At 44.8% G+C, this 22,952-nt stretch carries 17 protein-coding genes; 5 read left to right on the top strand and 12 right to left on the bottom strand.

What is annotated here, in order from left to right:
* Nucleotides 1-40: 40 nt before the first annotated feature.
* Nucleotides 41-3,595 (top strand): DNA polymerase III subunit alpha, encoded by a 3,555-nt coding sequence (gene dnaE, locus Q8O20_RS08760; protein WP_305530840.1) that lies wholly within the window; start codon nt 41-43, stop codon nt 3,593-3,595.
* Here dnaE and Q8O20_RS08765 read toward each other — a convergent pair.
* A complete protein-coding gene (locus Q8O20_RS08765; protein ID WP_305530841.1) occupies nt 3,592-6,552 on the bottom strand; it encodes a tetratricopeptide repeat protein in 2,961 nt (986 codons plus the stop codon). The two genes, dnaE and Q8O20_RS08765, sit on opposite strands and share 4 nt — an antisense overlap.
* A 164-nt stretch (nt 6,553-6,716) precedes the next feature.
* On the opposite strand from Q8O20_RS08765, the gene Q8O20_RS08770 reads away from it, so the two are divergent.
* Genes Q8O20_RS08770 through Q8O20_RS08785 form a run of 4 tightly spaced genes read left to right on the top strand, consistent with a single transcriptional unit; the run spans nt 6,717 to nt 9,530 of the window.
* Nucleotides 6,717-6,941, top strand: a complete 225-nt coding sequence (locus Q8O20_RS08770) for a DUF433 domain-containing protein (RefSeq protein WP_305530842.1) — start codon at nt 6,717-6,719, stop codon at nt 6,939-6,941.
* Nucleotides 6,938-7,273, top strand: coding sequence for a DUF5615 family PIN-like protein (locus Q8O20_RS08775; protein ID WP_305530843.1), 336 nt, complete (start codon nt 6,938-6,940; stop codon nt 7,271-7,273). Before Q8O20_RS08770 ends, Q8O20_RS08775 begins: the two co-directional genes overlap by 4 nt.
* A 32-nt stretch (nt 7,274-7,305) precedes the next feature.
* Nucleotides 7,306-8,544, top strand: a complete 1,239-nt coding sequence (locus Q8O20_RS08780) for a M18 family aminopeptidase (RefSeq protein ID WP_305530844.1) — start codon at nt 7,306-7,308, stop codon at nt 8,542-8,544.
* Nucleotides 8,544-9,530, top strand: a complete 987-nt coding sequence (locus Q8O20_RS08785) for a PAS domain-containing sensor histidine kinase (RefSeq protein ID WP_305530845.1) — start codon at nt 8,544-8,546, stop codon at nt 9,528-9,530. The genes Q8O20_RS08780 and Q8O20_RS08785 overlap by 1 nt, the downstream gene beginning before the upstream one ends.
* Here Q8O20_RS08785 and Q8O20_RS08790 read toward each other — a convergent pair.
* The 11 genes from Q8O20_RS08790 to murJ form a co-directional block, all read right to left on the bottom strand.
* Complete coding sequence (locus Q8O20_RS08790) at nt 9,527-11,737, bottom strand: EAL domain-containing protein (RefSeq protein WP_305530846.1); 2,211 nt, start codon at nt 11,735-11,737, stop codon at nt 9,527-9,529. The genes Q8O20_RS08785 and Q8O20_RS08790 overlap by 4 nt on opposite strands.
* A gap of 89 nt (nt 11,738-11,826) precedes the next feature.
* On the bottom strand, nt 11,827-12,501 hold the full coding sequence (locus Q8O20_RS08795; protein WP_305530847.1) for a YggS family pyridoxal phosphate-dependent enzyme: 675 nt from the start codon (nt 12,499-12,501) through the stop codon (nt 11,827-11,829).
* Nucleotides 12,498-13,550 (bottom strand): RIP metalloprotease RseP, encoded by a 1,053-nt coding sequence (gene rseP / locus Q8O20_RS08800; RefSeq protein ID WP_305530848.1) that lies wholly within the window; start codon nt 13,548-13,550, stop codon nt 12,498-12,500. The genes Q8O20_RS08795 and rseP overlap by 4 nt, the downstream gene beginning before the upstream one ends.
* Nucleotides 13,551-13,552: 2 nt before the next feature.
* On the bottom strand, nt 13,553-14,101 hold the full coding sequence (gene pgsA, locus Q8O20_RS08805; protein WP_305530849.1) for a CDP-diacylglycerol--glycerol-3-phosphate 3-phosphatidyltransferase: 549 nt from the start codon (nt 14,099-14,101) through the stop codon (nt 13,553-13,555).
* A 115-nt stretch (nt 14,102-14,216) separates the two neighbouring features.
* Nucleotides 14,217-14,984, bottom strand: a complete 768-nt coding sequence (locus Q8O20_RS08810) for an enoyl-ACP reductase (RefSeq protein ID WP_305530850.1) — start codon at nt 14,982-14,984, stop codon at nt 14,217-14,219.
* Between the two features lie 6 nt (nt 14,985-14,990).
* Entirely contained in the window at nt 14,991-15,884 is an 894-nt protein-coding gene (dapA, locus tag Q8O20_RS08815) for a 4-hydroxy-tetrahydrodipicolinate synthase (RefSeq protein ID WP_305530851.1), read from the bottom strand.
* The gene (locus Q8O20_RS08820; RefSeq protein ID WP_371131552.1) at nt 15,881-17,182 is read right to left on the bottom strand and encodes a M16 family metallopeptidase; all 1,302 of its coding nucleotides are present in this window, start codon (nt 17,180-17,182) and stop codon (nt 15,881-15,883) included. The genes dapA and Q8O20_RS08820 overlap by 4 nt, the downstream gene beginning before the upstream one ends.
* On the bottom strand, nt 17,179-18,237 hold the full coding sequence (locus tag Q8O20_RS08825; RefSeq protein ID WP_304738492.1) for a quinone-dependent dihydroorotate dehydrogenase: 1,059 nt from the start codon (nt 18,235-18,237) through the stop codon (nt 17,179-17,181). Before Q8O20_RS08825 ends, Q8O20_RS08820 begins: the two co-directional genes overlap by 4 nt.
* Before the next feature lie 62 nt (nt 18,238-18,299).
* The gene (locus tag Q8O20_RS08830; RefSeq protein ID WP_305530853.1) at nt 18,300-20,015 is read right to left on the bottom strand and encodes an ABC transporter ATP-binding protein; all 1,716 of its coding nucleotides are present in this window, start codon (nt 20,013-20,015) and stop codon (nt 18,300-18,302) included.
* Nucleotides 20,012-21,409, bottom strand: a complete 1,398-nt coding sequence (gene cysS, locus Q8O20_RS08835; protein ID WP_305530854.1) for a cysteine--tRNA ligase — start codon at nt 21,407-21,409, stop codon at nt 20,012-20,014. Before cysS ends, Q8O20_RS08830 begins: the two co-directional genes overlap by 4 nt.
* A 15-nt stretch (nt 21,410-21,424) precedes the next feature.
* Entirely contained in the window at nt 21,425-22,828 is a 1,404-nt protein-coding gene (murJ, locus tag Q8O20_RS08840) for a murein biosynthesis integral membrane protein MurJ (RefSeq protein WP_305530855.1), read from the bottom strand.
* Nucleotides 22,829-22,952 lie beyond the last annotated feature (124 nt).

A 22,952-nucleotide genomic window follows, 5' to 3' on the forward strand; every position in this document is an offset into this window, starting at 1 on the left:
GACATTATAATCTTTTTACTTTTTTTCAAGGCATTTTTATATGAGCACAGTTCCCCCGTTTACCCATCTTCATCTCCATACCGAATACTCTTTACTTGATGGTGCAAACAAAATATCCGCGTTAGCCTCGCGGGTTAAAGAGTTGGGGATGACCTCGGTGGCGATGAGCGATCACGGGAATATGTTCGGGGCAATCGATTTTTATCAGCAGATGCGCGGAGCTGGGCTTAAACCGATTATCGGGATGGAAGCGTACATCCATAACGGTGAAGATTTAGGGGATAAAACGATCAAACAGCGTTTTCACGTTTGTTTGTTTGCTAAAAACGAAGCGGGTTATAAAAACCTGATGTATCTTTCTTCGCAAGCCTATATCAACGGCTTTTACTATTTTCCCCGTATCAACAAACAACTCCTTCGTGAGAATTGTGAGGGGATCATTTGTACTTCGGCGTGTTTGCAAGGGGAGGTGAATTGGCATCTCAATACCAACAGCGAGCGTAACGTCAAAAACGGGGCGTTAGGATACGATGAGGCGAAACGGATTGCATTGGAGTATAAAGAGATTTTCGGGGATGATTTTTACATGGAGATCATGCGCCACGGAATTGCCGATCAGCTTTTTATCGACGAGCAGGTTATTCGCATTTCCCAAGAGACGAATATCAAACTCATTGCGACCAACGACACCCACTACACCTACGCGGGGGATGCTCAGTATCATGAAGCATTTATGTGTATCGGGATGAATAAACTCTACGATGACCCCAAGCGTATGCGCCACTCCGTCCATGAGTTTTACATCAAATCCCCTGAGCAGATGGCACGGCTCTTTGCCGATATCCCAGAAGCGCTCTATAACACCCAAGAGATCGTCGATAAGTGCCAGCTCGAACTTAAACTCGGAAACCCGACCCCACCGAACTTTAAATTTACGACCGAATACGCTCTCGAAGAGGGGCTAACTATCGAAGAGGATTCGGAGTATTTTATCCACCGCTGCCGAATCGGTTTGGAACTACGCCTCGAACACGTTCCAGAAGCGAGACATCAGGAGTATCGAGATCGTTTAGAGTTCGAGATGCAGGTGATCAACCAGATGAAATTCCCCGGCTATATGCTTATCGTTTGGGATTTCGTCCGTGAAGCAAAACGGATGGGGATTGCCGTAGGCCCGGGGCGGGGATCGGCGGCGGGAAGTCTCGTCGCTTATAGTCTTGAGATCACCGATATCGACCCGATGAAATACGATTTGCTTTTTGAGCGTTTTCTCAATCCGGAACGGGTATCGATGCCCGATATCGATATGGACTTTATGCAAGCGCGTCGCGGCGAGATCATCGATTACGTCGTACGTAAATACGGGCGGGAGCAGGTCGCACAGATCATCACCTTTGGTTCACTGTTAGCCAAAGGGGTTATCCGCGACGTAGCCCGTGTTTTGGAGATGCCCCTCTCCCAAGCCGACATGATGGCAAAATTAATCCCTGATGAGTTGGGAATCACCCTCAACGGTAAAACCAAAGGGGGAGAGTTCAAACCCGGAGCGTTCCAAAAAGAGCCGAAGATCCAAGAGTTAGTCGAATCCGATCCGCAGATCGCGCGGGTGTGGGAGTTCTCTAAAAAGCTCGAAGGGCTTAAACGCAATGCGGGGATGCATGCGGCGGGAGTCGTTATCTCTAATGAGCCTCTCTGGAAGAAAACCCCGATCTATAAACCCTCAGGCGAGGAGACATTTGTCACTCAGTACTCCCTCAACTACCTCGAAGACATCGACCTGATCAAATTTGACTTCTTGGGACTTAAAACCCTCGACGTTATTGATAACGCGATCAAACTGATCCGTAAGCGTTACGACGTCGAGGTGAATTGGCATAAAATCGATGAAAATGATCCCAAAGTGTACGAAATTATCCAAAGCGGTGACACGATCGGGATGTTCCAAATCGAGAGTTCAGGGATGCAGGATCTGAACAAACGGCTCAAACCCTCTTCATTTGAAGACTTGATTGCGGTACTCGCCCTCTATCGTCCGGGACCGATGGAATCGGGGATGTTGGATGACTTTATCGAACGTAAGCACGGACGTAAAAAGATATTTTATCCGTTTGAAGAGGTGAGCTTTGACGCGCTCAAAGATACCTTGGAACCGACATACGGGATGATCGTTTATCAAGAGCAGGTTATGCAGATCGTTCAAACGATTGGGGGGATGAGCCTCGGCGGTGCGGACATCGTACGCCGCGCGATGGGGAAAAAGAAAATCGAAGAGATGCAAAAGTACAATAAAGAGTTTTCCGAGGGGGCGGTCAAGCAGGGGCTTGAGTATAAGAAAGCCTCCGAACTCTTCGACCTGATCGAAAAATTCGCCGGATACGGGTTCAACAAATCCCACTCGGCGGCATACGCGATGGTGACGTTCCAAACCGCGTGGCTCAAAACCTACTACCCGCAAGAGTTTATGGCGGCACTCCTCACCTCGGAAAAAGACAACACCGACAAGGTCGTCAAATACATCGACGAAGCCAAACGGATGAAAATCTTCCTCGGTGCCCCCGATATCAACCACTCACAGCTCGAATTCTCCGCGATCAACAAAGACGGTCAGGATCAAATCCTATTTGGTCTTGGGGCGATCAAAGGGGTCGGAGAAGCGGCAGTCGAGTCGATCCTCGAAGCACGGAGTGAGGGGGAATTTAAAGATATCCAAGACTTCACCAACCGTATCGAGCCTCAAAAAGTGAACAAACGGGTGATCGAGTGCATCATTAAAGCGGGGGGATTGGATCATTTTGGATACTCTCGCCGTGCATTGCTAGAACAGGTCGAAACCCTCGTCGAGACGGCAAAAAAAGGCTCGTCCCTGAAAAAAGATGCCCAATTTAGCCTTTTCGGAGATGATGAAGAGGTGACAGCGGTCGAGCTGAGTCTCAAAAATATGGATGAGTTTGATCTCAAAACCCTTCTCGATTTTGAGAAAGACACCCTCGGCTTCTACGTCTCCGGTCATCCGCTCGATAACTTCCGCGAGCAGATCGACGCGATCAACTATACCCTATCATCCGAAGTGGAAAACATCGAGGACGGTTCCACTGCCATCTTCATCGGAAAAGTCGAAACGATCACGAAAAAGATGTCGAAAAAAGGGTCAATGTTCGGACTTGTGAGTCTGATGGATTTCCACGGCAATATCGAAGTGATGCTCTTTAGTGACAGAGTCGATCAGCTCGAAGCGATGGATCTCGATGAACCGATAGCGTTCAAGGTCAAAGTCACCCACACCGAGATGTTCACCCGCATCAGTGTCACGAAGATTATGACCCTCAACGAAGCGAAAAAAGAGGCGAAAAAGGTAGAAACCAAAATCGTCGAAAACCTCCCTCCTCAGGAGCCGTTGCAACTGCGCATCCGCCTCAGCGACAACCTCGAAGCGTTAGAGAAACTCTACACCCTCGTCCGCCGTCATCCGGGACGCCGTGAGATCAAACTTACCATCGTCTCGAAACTTGCTGATGTAGTGATCGATTCGGCGATACGGGTGGATAATAAGGTGATTGAAGAGTTAAGTGCGTTGGAAGATGTGGATGTAATTTAATCCTTGCAATATCTCCCTTTTTTATTATAAGGAAGTTTTTGTTCTTTTTTAATTTTTTGTTCAATATCATTTAAATGGTTTTTATATTTGTATAAATCTGGATGGGTATAATCTAAACTTTCTAGAATTTCTACTGCTTTTTTTGCTGTGATTAATGCTTGTGTACATTGTTTATGTTGTTCATACAAGTATGAAAGGTTAAAATAGGTAAGAGCGGTGTCTGGATGTTTTTCGCCTAGAAGCTCTTGCTGAGTATTTAATGCTTTTTCATAGAATATATGAGCCTTTTTATTTTCTCCTATATCATGATACAACGCAGCTAAGCTATTGTAGCTTTGAGCAGTGTCAGGATGTTTTTCTCCAAATGTGTCTTCTCTAATTTTTAGTGCTTTTTCATAGAGAGGAAGTGCTTTTTTATATTCTTTCAAAGATTTATAAACTGAAGCTAAATTGTTATAGTTGTTGGCAATATGAGGATGGGTTTTCTCTAATAATTCTTCTCGAATTTTTAATGCTTTTTCAAGTAAGGGAATTGCAATTTTATGCTCATTCATGCTGTGATATAACGTACCAAGATTATCGTAAGAACTAGCAACATATGGAGTTATTATTCCTAAGAAATCTTCTCGAATTTTTAATACTTTTTTATGAAGAGTAAGTGCTTTTTGATGATCCTTCATATTTTGATGCAATACAGCTAAGTTGTTGTAAGTTTGAAGAGTATCAAAATGTCTTTCTCCTAATGTTTTTTCTTGAATTTCTAATGCTTTTTCAAATAAAAAGAATGCATTTTTTAATTCCCCAAGACCTTTATATAAAACTCCTTCTAGATTGTAATTTTTTGCAACTTCTACAGAGTTTTCTCCAAATACCTGTTTACGTAATATTTCTGATTGCATCTGTATTTCAAGAGATTTTGAATAATTTCCTGTTGAAAAGTACAGAAATGTAAGTGAATCCAAAACTCCAGCAATGTGATTGTCTTTATTACTACTGTAAAGAGATAAAAGAGAGTCAATGATGGGAATAAATATTAGTTCATAGTTTGGAATTATAATAGCGTCGTCAGGGTGAATATACGATGCGATAGCATCGAGTATAGGTGTTGCTTTAGTATAGGATAGAGGATAATTATCCCAAATGAATGTTTTTACAATTTGATGAAGTTTATAACTATTCTCTTTTTTTGTCAGCCATCCGCGTTGAACGAGTTTAGCTAAATTTCTTTTTGTATTTACATCTGTAAGAGATAGCAATAATTTTTCTTCTTCGATTTCAATAGATGGAAATGTAGAAAGCTGTTGCAGAAGAAGTTTTAAATCGGGGTTTTGTTCTTCTTCAAATTGCCGTTTAAATCGTTGTTCAAGATGTATGTTGAAACTTTTTTCGTCATGCGCTTCAATTTTTCCAATTTGACCACTTTTGATATTTTCTCTGAGTTCTTCTAATGTGAGATAACCCGATGCAAGTGTTTTCGCCGTGAGATAAATGAATAAAGAATGATTATCTAGATATTTGAGAATATCATCGATGTTCTCATCGGTAGAATAGTAACTAACAAAAAGGGCTCTTGCATCTTCATCTGAAAGCACTTCAAGATTTAGACTATATTTACTTTCTAAATCGCCGCGTCGTGTTGTAATCAGAAGGTGAAAATTTGAGTTAAGAGCTTTTATTTTTTCAAAATCTTCACGATTGTATAGATTGTCTAGTAAAAGTAGATTTTTAGTTTTTAGGCGTTGAAGTTTGGTGATAATAGATTCAAGGTTATCATTTTCAGTTAGAGCAAATCGTTCTTTGAATTTGATGCGGAATAGTTCTTCAATAGATGTTTTTTCATCAGAAAATTCTAAAAAAGCAATGTTGTCATATCGTTCTTTGTTTCTGTGTAAATATTCATAAGAGAGTTCACTTTTTCCGATACCACCAATACCGTTGACGATATATACCATCCCTTCATTTGTGAGAGTATCTTCTAGTTTTTTTAATTCATCTACGCGTCCTAAAAAATTTTCATTTCTAGGAGGCAGGCTTGTTAAATAATCTGCATTATTTTTAGTAGGAACTGAAGTAATGGATGAAAGTCTTTCTATTGATTCACTGGTGGTGGGTATTAATGATTTGATTTTATCGATTAAAGGTTGACCGTAATCATCAAAGAAAATGGGAGTTATTTTTCCTTTTAACTTTTTTGGTAATGAAGTACCATTACGTAGTAAAACATAGTGTTCACTCGAATTACCTTCAAAAATAGCACAGATTTTTTCGAGTTCATTAACAAAAAAATCATCGTCTAAGCTATATCCGATAAATAGAAAGCTTTTACTTGCTAAGAATGTTAGTAATGCAGTATATGCGGCTTTAAATTCGCTATTTGCATTATTGTCATAGAGTTTGTTATAACTTTCAGTAGTTAAAACTAAATTATCGATATGCTCAATATGACCATGTAAATGCCATACAGTTGGTTTTAAAACACCATCTCGTAAAGCTTTACCTTGCTCACTTATGGATTGTATATCCCAATATGCTGTATCAGAAGGGCTATTTGATGCCCAATGCAAAACTTTGTCGTAATTGGTGGTGATGATGAGGTCTTGTCCAAGTTCCCAAATGGATTTTGGAAGTGCAAGTGATTCAAGATCGATTTCAGATGAATGTTTATCAAATATTTCTTTTAGTAGATCGTTAAATGATTGTTTAGAAGGATAAAACTTCTTTATTTTATCTGCTACTTCGAGGTAATCAAATTTTGAAAGTCCAAAGTAGGCATTAATCAAGTTGGCTTCTGCTGAATGACCAGATTTTTCTAAATTGTAAGCAAATTTTTTTAGTAGTTCAGTCCAGCTTGGAAATAATTGATTGCCATTTTTATCTTTGATCTCCATCGATACACCTGCACCGACAAAAGGGATCACTTTGTTTTCACGAAGCAGTCTTTTGAGCTCTTCTTCCATTCTTTTCCTAAAGTTATTGAGAAATAAAAATTATTAATTAATAGCGTAACAGATTATATGTTAAATATTACTTCTTTAAGCGATAGATTTTTACAACAAAATGGCTATTGGAAAGTATCACGAAATATTTGTTATAATGTTTTAACTTTCCATGAGGAAACATTATGGCTGAATACCGATCCATTATCACCATCAACCCTCAAATTCGTTCAGGTAAACCAACGATTCGTGGTATGCGCATTAGCGTGTATGACATCCTCGATATGCTCGCAAACAAGATGAGTTTCGCCGATATTATCGAAGATTTCCCTGAGCTCACCGAAGAGGACATTCTCGCGGCACTTTCCTATGCGGCTGATAAAGAACACAAAGTTTCGATCTGCGCATGAAGCTTTTGTTTGACCAGAATCTCTCGTATAGATTGGTCGTAAAAGTGAGTGATGTTTTCCCACAATCGGTTCATGTTGCCGCATTGGGTCTCGATAAAGCCTCTGATTATGACGTTTGGGAATTTGCCAAAACGAACGGGTTTGTTATCGTGACCAAAGACTCTGATTTCAACGATCTCACCACCTATCACGGATTTCCCCCTCATATTATTTGGCTTCGTTCGGGCAATAGTTCTGTTGATAAAAATGCAGAACTTTTATTGGGGTATGCGGATCGGATTAAAATGATGATTTTGAGTAACGAGACGGGGATTGTCGAAGTCATCGGGTAATAAAATATTAAATTTGAATAGAAAGAGAAAGTATGCGCGAATTTAACGAAGAGATGATCAGTTTTATCGATGCCTCTCCGACACCGTTTCATGCGGTGGAGTGGATGGCAAAAACACTGGAATGCCGAGGTTTCATCGCTCTGGCGGAAGATGAGGAGTGGAATCTGGAAATCGGGAGTGACTATTACGTCACCCGTAACGACTCTTCGATCATCGCCTTTACCTATCCGCCGTGTCAGGAAAAAGGGTATACGATTCTAGGTGCCCATACCGACTCTCCTCATTTGCGTCTCAAGCCCAATCCTTTGACCACCTCGGCAGGGGTAAAACGGCTCGGAGTTGAACCTTACGGCGGAGTCTTGCTCAACCCGTGGTTTGATCGTGATTTGGCGTTAGCGGGTCGTGTCGTATATCTGGAAGGGGAAGTGCGTAAAGAGGCATTGATCAATATCAACCTCCCTATCGCCGTTATTCCCTCCCTCGCCATCCATCTTGACCGTGACGCGAATAGCTCAAGAACGATTAATGCCCAGACCGACATCGTCCCGATCATTGCGACGGGAGATGTTGACTTCGAAACCTTTATCCTCTCGCAGATACAAGCAAACAGCAGTGAACTTACCCTTTTGGCACATGAACTCAGTTTTTATGACACGCAAAAAGGTTCATTTGTCGGTGTAAACAGCGAATTTATTGCCTCGGCACGTTTGGATAATCTCCTCAGCTGTTATGTGGGGTTGAAGGCGCTGTTGGAGACTTCCAATCCGATGATGCTTGCGTGTATGGATCACGAAGAGGTGGGGAGTGATTCTCACGTTGGGGCAGGGGGGACATTTCTGGAAGAGACGCTTCGTCGTATTGCAGGGGAGAATTTTACGACCCTTATGCGCCGCTCTTTGATGGTGTCGTGCGACAATGCCCATGCCCAGCACCCTAATTTTCCAACCAAACATGAGTCTGAGCATGCACCGCTGCTCAATTGCGGAGTAGCGATTAAGATCAACTCCAATCAGCGTTATGCGACCAGCTCGCGTACTCAAGGGAGATTCGTTCAGTGCGCACGTGCGCTTCAGATTCCGACACAGACATTCATTACCCGAAGCGACATAGGATGCGGAAGTACTATCGGACCTATCACTTCAACACGTCTAGGGATCGAGACGATCGATGTCGGGGTACCGACTCTGGGGATGCACTCTATCCGTGAACTCTCAGGGATCAGTGATGCGTACGGACTCTATCGTATCTTGATGCATTTGGGGGATTTCTAATGTCAGAGTCTATCTCACCCGACGAACTTAAAGCACTCATTGATCAAACCTATAAGGTCGAAGAGGAGTATGTAGCCCTTCGTCAGTCGTATGAGTATCTCCAAAGTACAATTGAGCAGGTTATTGAGTTTCTTCCCAATGCGATTTGGATCGTGGAACAGGACGGATCTATCTTTTTGCAAAATTCGCAGGGGAAAGCGTTAGGGATGCTTTTTGAGACGCTCCGCTTGGATGAGGAAGATTATGAGATGACCTTTAAAGAGCGCTCCTATCTCATCAAATCGGCACAGCATAATGAGAAACGGTTACTCAGTGCTACCGATATCACAGAGCAGAAACGGAAAGAAAATCTCGCCACTATGGGGCAGATGGCGGCACATCTCTCCCATGAAATCCGTAATCCTATCGGCTCTATCGCCCTTCTTGCTTCTACATTGATGAAACGGGTTAAAGATGAGAACAAACCGATTGTGACGGAGATCCAAAAATCGCTTTATCGGATCGAGCGAATCATCAAAGCGACCCTGATGTTCTCCAAAGGGGTAAGTGCTCAAAAAAATGCCCTTCGTTGGTGGCAAATACGTGAAGCGCTACTTAGTGCTATCGGCTATTACAGTTATGCAAAACCTATTGAGTTTATTTTTCCAGAAGAGGATTTTGAACTTTTTGGTGATTTGGATCTGCTGACAATGCTCTTTACCAATTTTGTTTTTAATGCCATTGATGCGATTGAACTCGATGAAGAAGAAGAGGGGAGAATCGAAATACGCCACTCAAAAGAGGGGGAATATCATGTTTTTGAAATCTATGACAGCGGAATTCCCATCGAGAATAAAAAATGGCTTTTTGAAGCCTTTAAAAGTACCAAAGAGAGAGGAAACGGACTAGGATTGGTTCTTTCTAAAAATATTGTGGAGTCACACGGTGGAGAGATCGCATTGTGTGAAGGGGATCGCAAGGGATTTCGTTTCACCCTCTCTTCTTAAAGGGGCTTAGGTTCTCCGAGGTAATACCCTTGGAGATAATCTACCCCCATCTCTTTACATTTAATATAGACCGCTTCGGAATGGACAAACTCCGCTACCGTTTTGAGTCCTAAGTGTTTTGAGAACTCGGTGATAGCAGTAAGAATCGTCTGAGCATTAGTATCGGTATCGATGTTACGGATCAATGAGCCGTCAATTTTTAGGAAATTGACATCAAGTTTGATGATATGGGCAAAGTTCGAATATCCGGTACCGAAATCATCGATAGCGATACGGCATCCGAAGGTTTTGACTTCGGCAATAAAGGCGGAGACTTCCGGATAGTTTTCAATCCCCTCACTCTCTAAGAGTTCAATAATGATTCGGTCGGTATGGCCGGAATCACGAAGTTTTTGCATTAAAAATTCTTTTGTCGGTTTATCGAAAATATCATCTACGGAGAGATTCATTGAATAGGTATGCGGTGATGTTTCCAACATATTAAATACTTCCTCAATGACAAACCGTGACAGAAGAGGGTATAGACGTGATTGACGTGCAGCCGGAAGAAAATAGCCCGGAGAGACAATCTCTCCGTTATTATCAATCATCCGAATGAGTGCCTCGTACTCAATAATATCTCCGCTTACCGCATCAAAAACCGGTTGATAATAGAGGCAGAACTGATTCTCTTCAATAGCCTCTTTTAGCTTTTTGCTCCAGAGAATATTGTGCTGATACTCTTGTCGGATTTGCATCGTCTCATCGTATAGCTGATAGCTAAGGCGCCGTTTTTTAGCCGTTTTCAATGCCATATCGGCATTGGCTAAAAGATCAATAGTATTGTGACTACGGTTTCGTGCGATATCCATCCCCATGGTCAAGGTGACATAGATACTGGCACCGTGAAGGTCATAATATTGAGCTTGCAGATGGCTGATGATTGAGAGACGCGCTGCTTCCAACTGTGTTGAGTTCATAGCCTCGCTCAGTGTAATCGCATATTCATCGGAAGGCATTTTATACAGTTGCATCGGTAAATCTTTTATAGCATCTTGAATGGAGTTCGTTAGAGCTAAAATAGTTTCATCCCCGATGGCATGTCCGTAAAAGTCGTTGATCTCTTTGAAATTATCAATATTGAGGAGGATGAGTGCATAAAAGCGGGTAGTATGCATGTCACGAATCAGGGCATTACGATTAGGTAATGAAGTGAGATGATCGGTATGGAGCTGATGTTCAAGTTTTTGGTTGAGTTCACGGGTAATTTCGGTATCACGTTCGATTCGGCGGATAAGAACACGAAACCCGTAATGGAGAACGATAGCAACCACCGTAAGCAAAAATAGACTGACAAGGAGAAGGTTCCGTATCTCTCTTTTATATTCAGTGACATCCTCGGTGATATCAAAAGCACATGTCATCATCGCGATGATTTCGTTCTCATAGTTAGTGAGGGAACGTGAAGCGATAACATAATCGGTTTCCCCAATGGTGTAGCTGTTACTGTTGCTAAAGGTAAAAGAGGGGGGAAGTTTATCAAAAAGGGGATCGTTGGACGAGACGATGGAGTAGCCGTGATAGATAATGTTTTTAGAATCGGGTAAAAGACTTTTGAGTTTCTTGGTATCAAAAGCGATTGCACTTTTAATGCCTGAATGGGCATCGAGACGTTTTTGGACACGATCGATTTTGGCCACGGTTTGAATAAGGCCGACAAAGGTTTTATTTTTGAAGATAGGAATAATGGTGACTACGGAAACATCGTAGATGGTCACATCCAAAGTGGAAACACTTTGGCGCGTTTTGATGGCATGAGCTAAAACAGGACGTTTATGGAGAATATTATCTCCGTATTTTTTAGGGTCTTGGAGTCTGAGAAAGTGGACACCGTCTGCTCCGATAAATCCACTCATATCGACTTCGCCGCGTCCTTTTGCTTCTTCAAAATAAGGAAGTGTAAGACGATAAAGTTCTTCTCTATCGTGTGCGGCAAACGCATCGACAATTTCACGGTTTCTTGCGATTTTACAAGCAAGCTCACTCAGCCCTTTTTGAGTATCTAACATTGCCAAATCAAAAGAGTTGCGCAAAAGGGCACGGTGGGCGGAGGTTTTTTCGTCTAAAACATGTTTTTTGTCTTGAACTATAGTAACAATAAAAATTACAATGAGCAATATGACAAGTGCTATAGAATAAAGAGATGCACGCTGTTTAATTTTATTCACTCTTTACCTTTTTCATCACTTATTCTATATTATTATAACATACGAAAAAAGGATTTGCGATAAAATGATTAATAATTATTAATAACATATTATTTTCGGAACAGAATAGAACCTAAACGTACCATGTTGGAACCGCATTCTATCGCAAGTTCGAAATCACCGCTCATCCCCATAGAACAGACTGTAGCCTTCGGTAATGTCTCAAAAATACGGCGGGTTGTTTCAAAACTTTTTCGGACAATCGTAGGCTCATCTGTATGTGCTCCGATAGACATAACCCCTTGCAACTGCAAACGGGGACACTCTTCGAGAATTTGGAGATATTTTTCATGAATCTCTTCGGGGAAGAATCCGCTTTTGGACTCTTCATAGGCCGAATTGATCTGAACCAAAGCGCGAAGTGTCATATCCTCTCTCTCAAGCCGCTCATTCAGTGCATGGGCGAGTTCCAAGGAGTCGATTGAGTGGAGGAGATGGGGGCGGACACTTAAAAGATGATTGATCTTATTTTTTTGCAAGGTACCGATGAAATGCCATTCGATAGGGAGTTCATCCAATGTTTCACTTTTGGTAACGAGGTCTTGCACTTTATTCTCTCCGAAGGCACGCTGTCCTATCGTATAGAGCGATTTGATAGCTTCTGCATCCACGTATTTGCTGGCGGCGACAATTTTGACGATGTGATGGTCATTCATCCGTAAACGGGCTTTTTCGACCCGTTCGATAATACGGTCAAAATGGAGCTTTTGTTCTAAGGGTGTCATTGCATGAGCCTCGTAATGTCGTTATACAATCCCAAACTCATCAATCCGAGAAGTAGCACCCATCCCCCGATAGTGAGCTGGGTAATAACCGCTTCGCTCGGTGCACGTCGTCGGATCATCTCATAGAGGTTGAACATAATGTGCCCCCCATCAAGTGCCGGTATCGGGAGAAGATTAAGAACACCGAGATTGACGGAGATAAGAGCGGCAAAGAAAAAGAGAGACATCCAACCATACGATGATGCATCGGCGGTAATTTGGACGATACTCACCACCCCTCCTACCTCTTTGGCAGGGACAACTCCCGTGAGAAGTTTTTGGACGCTTTGGAAGATAAGCAAAGAGGAGTTATAGGTCTCTTCGCTGGCGTATTCAAAGGTGCCGATTACACTGAGTTCCATTGTATGCGTCACACCCGCCGGGGCAATACCTACCATCCGTTGCTGGATGGTCTCTTTAAAAATATTTTGAGTTTCGGTGATTTTAGGAGTGACGGTGAGATTGTGGATAGTTTCACCGCGCTCAATCCGGAGGCTCAATGCTCCGACAGAGGCTTTGATATGATCGGAAAGTTCATTCCACTCATTGATGCTCTCACCATTGATGGAGAGGACAATATCCCCTTTTTGAAGCCCTGCGATGTCGGCAGGAGACTCTTTGACTACCTTTCCGATTACAGGGGAGAGGGTTTGCGGTCCTCCCAAGGCGATGGCATAAAAAAAGACCCAAGCGAGGGCGAAATTTGCCAATGGTCCCGCGAGGAGGATAATAATCCGCTGCCACGGCTTTTTGCTATTGTAGCTGTCATTATCGCTGCTCAGTGCCGTGGGATCGAGATCGTCCTGCCCTTTCATTTTGACATACCCGCCCAAAGGGATGGCGGAGATTTGCCATTGTGTTCCGATCCACTGAAACGAGAGAAGTTTTTTACCGAAACCGATACTGAATACTTCGACATAAACACCGAAAAAACGGGCCGCACTGTAGTGACCGAGTTCATGAAAGAAAATGAGTACCGATAAAACGGCGAGGGCGACGATCCAGCTCACGATTATCCTTTTACCTTATAGGCTTTGCTAAAACCGATCACGTATTCGGCTCCGGAATAAACGGTTAGTGCTACGGCTATCCATAGCAGACCATCTCCAAACGGCCAATGCATCAATAAAAAACCGATAGCAATCATCTGGGCGACCGTTTTGACTTTACCCGCCATCGATGCACTGACATCGATCCCCTCAGAGAGGGAGAGGGTGCGAAGCCCTGTAATGAAAAGCTCGCGGACGATGATGATATAGATCGCCCATGCCGATGCGGCACCGCTCATCATCAGTCCTAAAAAAGCGGCTAATGTGAGCATCTTATCGGCGAGTGGATCGAGAATCTGTCCGACGATGGTGATTTGATCCAGTTCACGCGCAATATAACCGTCAAAAAAATCGGTAACGCTGGCGATAACAAAGAGGAGAGATGCGGCGTAGTAGCTCCAGCTGATGTCCCATCCCGCATCGCTAAAGATCTGTGGGTTGAGAATGATCCAAAACATCACCGGAGCGATTAGGAGGCGCGAAAGCGCGAGAAGATTGGGAAGGTTAAACACCCGATGAGCCTTTGATTAATTCTTAATGAAGCGCGGTGTACTGCGCGTGAGCTCTCTGCTGAAGAGAACACAGTGTTAACGTAGCTATCGGGACGAGTTCCGATAGCGTATTACATTATTGAAACGTTGTCCCGCCGTCTACAACGATTGTTTGTCCTGTAAGCCATGATGAACCGTTACCGCAGAGGAAGAGACACGCACCCGTTAAATCTTCGGCTTCACCCATACGGCTAAGCGGCGAGCGTTTTACCACTTCCCCTTTTACCTCTTCGTAGTTCGGGAACGCTTTAAGAGCATCGGTATCGATCGGACCGCCGCTGACGGCATTGACACGAATCCCTTTTTCACCCAGCTCGGCTGCGGCGTAGCGCACCATCGCCTCAACGGCCGCTTTGTTGGTTCCGTGACCCGCATAGTTAGGGGTATACACGAGATTTCCGGTGGAACTCATAGAAATGATCGAACCGCCGCCTACTTTTTCCATCCGTTTTGCCGCTTCTTGCGCACCGACGACGAAAGCATTGACCGTTGCCGTATAGATGTTATTAAGCCCTTTCGGTTTGAGACGCATAAACGGACCGAAACCGCCGACTACCGCACGCCCTGAGATTATCGCGTTGGAGATGAAAAAATCAAGGCGATCAAAATCTTCATCAAATTTTGCATAGACCTCTTTATACTCATCAGGCTCTAAAATATTGAGAGCGTATCCGCGGCATTTAACACCGTAGTTTTTTTCAACATCAGTTGTAATCTCTTGTGCGATCTCAGCGTTGGAGTTATAGGTAAACGCTACGTTTACCCCTTTTGATGCGAATGCATAGACGATCGCTTTTCCGATACCTCGGGTTCCGCCGCTGATGAGTAGGGTTTTTCCTTGCATATTCAATTACATTCCTTTTATAGTGTAGTTTTTCATAACATTCTCAAGACGCTTCATATTCTCATTGCTCGGAAGAACGAGAGGAAGACGATATTCGAGTGTATCGAGTAGCCCTGCGATGTACATTGCCGCTTTGATCATAACCGGATTGGATTCGAGAAAGAGGGCTTTATTGATCGGGAAAAGCGCATCATTCAATGCTTTTGATCCTGCTAAATCACCAGAGAGCGCTTTGGCAACCAAATCACTTTTTAAATCGGGGAGGAGGTTGGAGGTTACCGAGGTGATCCCTGCACCGCCGCAGGCGAGAATCGCGTAATCGATCGCATCATCCCCGCTGAATACTTTGAGTTCCGGTCGGCGTGAGAGGAGTTCGATAGTACGCTCGATGCTCCCCGTCGCCTCTTTGATTCCGTAGATGTTTTTGACATCATCATAGAGACGGATAACGGTATCGGCAGAGATATCGACGACCGTGCGCCCAGGAACGTTATAGAGCATGAAAGGCAACTCCGGAACCGATTCGGCAATGGCTTTGTAGTGCTGATAGAGCCCCTCTTGGGAGGGTTTATTGTAATACGGTGCGACAGAGAAAATCGCATCGACACCGCACCCTTGAGCCGTACGAGCCGCTTCGATCGCTTCTGCGGTTGAGTTGCTTCCTGCCCCTGCGAGGACTTTGGTGCTGGTTCCTTTGCACACGGCAACAGCGATCTCCATACAAATACGGTCTTCTTCGTAGCTGAGCGTTGCACTCTCACCCGTTGTTCCTACGGGACAAACGGCATTTATTCCATTGTTGATTTGTCGTTGAATGAGATCAGCGTATTTTTGCTCATCCAATTTCCCGTTTTTAAACGGGGTGATGAGGGCGGTTGTTGAGCCAGTTACTAGATTCATTTTTGTCCTTTTCGGAGGATTAGCGTTGTTGATTTTTCAGGTTTGAGATACTCTTTTGCCACTTTTTGGATCTCTGAGGGTTTGAGTGCTTCGATCGCCGCTTCATACTGCATCAAAGGTGAGATATCACCGCGAGCGAGGTAGCTTCCGAACAAATCGGCTACCGAGGTGGAGCTCTCCAGTGAGTAGATAAAATCGGCTTTGGTGTTGATTTTAACTTTATCAAGCTCCGCTTTCTCTACCGGTTTCTCTTGGAGGGAACGGATGATTTTCCAAATCTCTTTTTCAACCTCTTCCGCTTTGACGCCGTTATTACAGACCGCTAAAAATAAAAATACGCCGGCATCGATATTTTCCATATTATAGGCATAAATTTGGTTGACAAGCCGCTTCTCATCGACCAATACGCGGCTCAAACGTGAGCTTTTACCGGAGCTGAGCATCTCACTGAGAGCCGAGAGTTTAGGTTGATCGGAGTGTTGAAAGTTAGGGATAGGAAAACTGATGGCGAGCATCTCCACTTCACTCTCTTTGTTCACTTCTACACGGCGTGCTCCGTCTTGTTCGGGCTCAAGTGTTTTGACGGTCGGTATATTGAGAGTATTGGGAACCGACGCGAAATGTTTCTCTGCCTCCTCGAAGACACGCTCGGGCTTAATGTCTCCCGTAACGATTAAAATGGCATTTTTCGGCTGATAATAGGTTTGATGAAAACTGCGGATATCCTCCAGTGTCCATGTTTGAATATCGTTCATAAACCCGATCGGTGTCCAGTGGTAGGGATGATAGATGTAGGCGCTGTTAAACAGACGAAAATAGAGATATCCCATCGGATTGTTATCTGTTCTCCATCGACGCTCTTCGGCAACGACGTTACGCTCAGGCTGGAACTCTTCATCTTTGAGGTTGAGATTTTGCATTAATTCAGAGAAGAGGGAGAGTGATTTACCGAGGTTTTCGGTACTTGATTTAATGTAATAGTGGGTGTAGTCAAATCCGGTCGAAGCGTTGTTCAGACCGCCGACACTTTTTACCTCTTCGTCAAACTCACCCGCTTTGAGGTTTTTTGTCGATTTGAAGTTCATGTGCTCGAGCATATGGGCGATTCCGCTTTTTCCCATCACTTCATTGCGGCTTCCCACTTTGTAAAAAATATCGGTAGAGATAACCTGTGAACCGTTATCCATGGGGATAGCAACGACTTGCAATCCGTTGGAGAGGGTTGAAGTTTCATAATGGGGCAGAGATGAGGCCATAAGGGTTCCTAGAGACAAAATTGTTGCAATGAGGATTTTCATCGCCGATCTGCGCCGATTGCTTCGGTGATGGAGGTGAAGCCGTCCGATGCCAAAAGATCGATCAAACCGCTGTTGATCTCTTCGATCACTTCGGGACCTTTGAAAATCAACGAGGTGTAGATTTGCACCAATGAGGCACCTGCACGAATGCGGCGGTATGCTTCCTCAGGTGTGCTGATTCCGCCGACGCTGATAAGGGTTGTTTTGCCGTAAAGTTCACGTGCAATCGCATCAAAAATATAGAAGCTTCGCTCGCGTAATACTTCACCGCTTAAGCCCCCGATATCTTCGGGTTCAGAGACCAGAGAGTAATCAATGGTGGTATTGGTAGCGATAATCCCGTCTGCTCCGCTCTCAACCGCGTGAACACAAAGGGCTACCGCTTGATCTTCAGACATATCGGGGGCGATTTTGAGCAAAATCGGTTTGCTGGTAAGGGCTTTGGCTTCGGCAAAGAGTTGGCTGATAAACGCTTCGTTTTGGAGATCGCGCAATCCCGGAGTGTTAGGGGAAGAGATGTTAATAACCATATAATCGGCGTACTCGTGGAGTGCTTTGATGAGGGTTGTGTAGTCTTTGATCGCTTTATCATCGGGGGTGATTTTGTTTTTTCCGATGTTGACACCGATAGGGGTGCTGAACGGATAGATATTTTTGAGACGGTGAGAGATACGGAAAAGGCCGTCGTTGTTAAATCCCATCGCGTTTTGAAGAGACTCCTCTTCGATATGTCTCCAAAGACGCGGGCGGGGATTTCCCTCTTGCGGTTTCGGGGTGAGAGTTCCGATCTCAGTAAAACCGAATCCCATAGACATAACGCCGTGAAACATCGTCGCATTTTTATCGAATCCTGCGGCAAGCCCGACAGGGTTAAGAAACGTACGTCCAAAAAGTTCTTGGGTAAGGGAAGGGTGGGTTACGAAATGTTTCGCCATCCAGCCGTTGAAGAGGGGGGGACAAAAACTGGCACTGCGAAGAACTGCGGCGGCAAGCGTATGGGCGCTTTCGGGTTGAAGTTTAAAAAGCCAGGGTTTTAAAGATTCGTAATCAAACATACCATCCGCCTCATCGTGATTAAAGTTGCCGCGATTATACTCAAAAAAGGATTAATAGGGGATTATTCGCCCATTTTCCCTGCAAGACGGCGGTAATTTTCGGAGGTTTCGAGAAGCTCTCGGTGGGTTCCGCGAGCGATAATGTGCCCCTCTTCAAAATACAAAATAATGTCGGCATGTTCAATCGTACTGAGGCGGTGGGCGATGATCAGGGTGATTTTATCCTGAGCATACGATTGTAATGCCTCTTGTATACGTTTTTCGCTTTCATTATCGAGCGCACTGGTCGCTTCATCCAATATAAGGAGGGAGGCGTGTTTGTAGATCGCTCGGGCAATAGCGATACGCTGACGCTGACCGCCTGAGAGATTGGCACCGAACTCTTGCATGATCGTGTGTATACCCTCAGAAAGAGCCGATGCAAATTCGAGTGCATCCGCTTTTTGCAGAGCACTTTTGACCCTCTCTTCATCGATCTCATGGCCGTACGCTACGTTGGCCGCCAAGGTATCTTGGAGGATGTAGACCCGCTGTGATACGGCGGCGATTTGGTTACGGAGAGAGTTTTGCGTATATATCTTGAGATTATTTTGATTAAGGGATACGGTTCCTTCTGTAGGGTCGTAAAAGCGCAGCAGCAGATTCACCAAAGAACTTTTTCCTCCGCCGCTTTGACCTACGAGGGCAACGGTCTGCCCTGCGCTGATAGAGACGTTGATATGCGACAGTGCGGTTTTATCGCCGAAATTGAGGCTCACGTCGTCGAATCGGACTTCTTTGATCGCTTCATCCAGCGAGCGTGTACCGTCTTTGATCTCGTTTTCAATATCGAAAATATGGAATACCCGCTCGCTGGCGGCCTGAGCATCTTGAATTTTACTGTAGATGGCACTGACCCGACGAAGGGGCTGAAATACGAGTCCGACAGCGGTTAAAAAAGCGGTGAATTCTCCGACGCTCATCGCTCCCGAATAGACCTGCTGCCCTCCGACGAAGATAACGCACGCGAGACCTATAGAGGCTATAATCTCCATCAGCGGTGAGACCAGTTCGCTCGTGTAGGTCGATTTCATATTGAGTTTGAAAAACTGCTCATTTTCATTTTTAAACCGTGTTACTTCATACCGCTCCGTCGCATTGGCTTTGATAATTTCACTGTTGTTGAACACTTCGGTTAAACGGGTCATCAAATCGGCATTTTTTTCCTGAGATCGGTGTGAGAGCCGTTTAAGGCGTTTGGTGATCTTAATGATGGGAAAGATGAGTACCGGCATGACAAACAGTGCCCAAAACGCGAGTGTCGCATTGAGATAAATAACATATCCGACAAGGGCAACCACCGTGAGACTCTCACGGACCAGTTCGGGCATCATGGTAGAGACAAAATACTGAATACGGGCGATGTCGTTGGTGATTCGGGAGATGAGCTCTCCGCTGCGATTGGTATAGAGAAACTGCATATCCATATGGACGATTTTATCGAGTAGGTTTTCGCGAAGACGGGAGACGATGTGCATACCGATATAGGTGTTATACACCGCTTGCAAATAACGGCCGAGCGATTTGATGACATAAATCCCTACCAACAAAGCGGGGATGATATAGAGCATATCGGCTTCTTTTTTAATGAACATATTGTCCATCAGCGGCTGCATGATTTGAGCCGTCCCTGCCGTTGCCGTTACGGTGAGGAGTATCCCGATGAGTACCATCACATATTGGAATTTATATCCCCGTATATAAGGCCAGTACCGTTTGTAAATTTCACTGAATTTCAATCGCGCATCTCCCAAAAAGTTCCCTCGGTCGTATCCATAATCGAGACTCCTAAAGCGGTAAGCTCATCGCGAATCGCATCGGACGTTGCAAAATCTTTGGCTTTTTTGGCCTCACTCCGTTTTTCGATCAAATCATCGATTTTTGCTTTTGCCGCATCATCCAACCCGAATTGGAAATACCCATACGGATTTTGTCCTCCGAAACCTAATACCGTTTCGACGGTCGTGAGGGCGGAGAGGAGAACTTGGCGATAGGTTTTATCTTTGGGATTGGTATCGAGTGCGTCATTGGCTGAACTGATTAGCTCATCGATGAGGGCATAGGCACGCGAGACATTGAGATCATCCCCCAAAGCTTCAAGAAGATTCTTTTTAAATTCGGTATCGATAGTTTCGGCACTAAGTCCGAAGAGCCGTTTTTTGAGGCGATAGAGGCGATCAAGACGTCGTTTGGACGCGATCAAATCCTCTTCGTTGAAGTTGAAATCTCCCCGATAATGGGTGCTGAGGAGGTAGAAGCGTAATACTTCGCCATCATAGCTTTTGAGGGCATCTTTGAGGAAAAAACTGTTCCCCAAACTCTTGGACATTTTCTCACCGCCGATCGTGACGAATCCGTTGTGCATCCAGTATTTCGCCAATTCATGGTTCGTTGCACAGCGGGTTTGCGCCGCTTCGTTTTCGTGGTGGGGGAAGAGGAGATCCGCTCCGCCTCCGTGGATGTCGATGGCATAGTCACCGACATGGGGACTCACGTAGCGCTCGATCATCGCCGAACACTCCAAATGCCACCCCGGACGACCGCGACCAAACGGTGAATCAAAGGCAACCCCATCATCATGCACCGCTTTCCAAAGGGCGAAATCGGCTTCATTGCGTTTTTCGGAAACTCTCTCGACACGGCTGACGTTCTCCATACTTTGACGGTTGGAGAGGGAGAGGTAGTTTGTATCGCTTTGGGTATCGAAATAGATATCACCGTTTTGAATCGTATAGGCGTGTTTTTTGTCGAGGAGACGCTGAATCATCTCCGCCATCGCATCGATCGATTCGGTCGCTTTAGGCTCTAGTGTCGGTTTTTGGACGCCGATCGCTTCCATATCGCGATGGTAGGCCGCAGTGTAGCGCTCAGCGATTTCGGTTGTGCTGATCCCTAGTTCACGTGCTTTATTGATGATCTTATCGTCGATATCGGTGATATTGCGGGCGAAGAGGACGTCATACCTCTCCGCTTCCAAAACACGGCGAAGCAGATCAAACACCAAGGCACTCTTGGCATGTCCCAAATGGGCATCGTCATAGACCGTCGGGCCGCAGACGTAGAGGGAGACTTTCCCCTCTTGGAGCGGTATAAAAGGTAGTTTTGTTTTTTGGACGCTGTCGTATATGGTCATGGGTTTCCTGCTAATTTATCGTATCCATTGTATCAAAAAGGTGTTTAAACTATAAAAAGCCGCTCCGAAACCGAGCGTTCCGAGGACAAAATAGAGGCTGAAACGGGTTTTGAGAAGATCAAAAAAGATCTTCCATCCCACCGCTTGGATGGTGAGGATAAACTGCACCGCACCGCCGATACTCCCTGCCAATGCCAAACCTGCCGCCCCCATCGATTGCATCAAAATAACCGAGAAAATCAGATTGATCACGAGGGAGATGACGGCAATCTTCGCCGCTTTGAGATGTTTGTGCTGGGCGTAGAGGTACATCGAAAAGAGCTTTGCCAACCCAAAAGGGATAAGTCCCACCATATACATTTGCAAGACGCTTGCGGTATTGAGGGTATCTTCGATATCAAACGCTCCCCGCTCAAACAACAGCCAAATGATCGGTTCCGCGAGCAAAATCCCCCCTAAAACGGAGAGACCCAGCAGGGCGTTGAGAAGCCAAAACGATTTGTGGAGGTTCTCGAATGCGAGTTCGTTATTGCCGTTATTGATCGCTTTGGCGATTTTGGGAAACAGCGCCGTAGTGATAGCGAGGGCGATGATGGCGAAAGGGAGCTGAAAAATACGGTTGGCGTAAAAGAGATACGATACCGAACCCGCCGCTAAAAACGAGGCGAGAGAGGTGTCAATAAACGAGGCGATTTGCGCCGTGGAGTTCCCGACGACCGAGGGGATAAAGAGCGATTTGAATTTCGATTCCTCTTCTTTGACATCTTTGGTTTTACGGTATTTCCATCCGCCGACTAACACTTTCATCAGCCCTTGTTGACGTATAGCGTAGAGGTGGGTAGCCACTTGGAGAAGCCCTCCGATGAGGATGGAGAAACTGAGGGCGTAAACGATGGTCTGAGGGTCGGAGTTGGTAAAGAGGATCAGGGCGACGATCATCGCGATATTGAGCCAGACGGTCGAAAAAGCAGTGGTGAAAAAATGCTCTTTATGTTGTAACAGTGAGCCTAAAAAGGTGACGATAAAGATGAGATCCAAATACCAAAAGTTGATCGCGGTCAGCGGAGCGGTTTTGGAGATAAGATCATGCCCCCAATCCCACGCCAACATTTTGGTAAAAAACCCGGGGAAGAGGGTGACGAGAAAAGAGAGGAAAACGATAAACACCATAAAACGGATGAAGATAGCGACGGCAAAGACACTTTTTTGATTCGAGGCGATGTAAGAGGGCATAAAACTTTGGGTAAACGAACCCTCCGCGAAGATACGGCGGAAGAGATTCGGGAATTTAAACGCCATTAAAAAGATATCACTCCACATATTGGCACCCAACACGGACGTCATCAGAATATCGCGTCCCAGACCCGTTACACGGGAGATAAGGATACCAAAAGAGTTGGAGAATATCGATTTAAACATAGTTTATATCAAGCCCTGAAATAGATTTGATGCAATTTTAGCTGATATGGGATTAAAAGTCATCGGAGTAGGGTATTTCGTCATTCCCGACTTGATCGGGAATCCAGTTTTTGAAAGGGTAGTT

The sequence above is a fragment of the Sulfuricurvum sp. genome, from assembly GCF_030691015.1.
Classification (GTDB): domain Bacteria; phylum Campylobacterota; class Campylobacteria; order Campylobacterales; family Sulfurimonadaceae; genus Sulfuricurvum.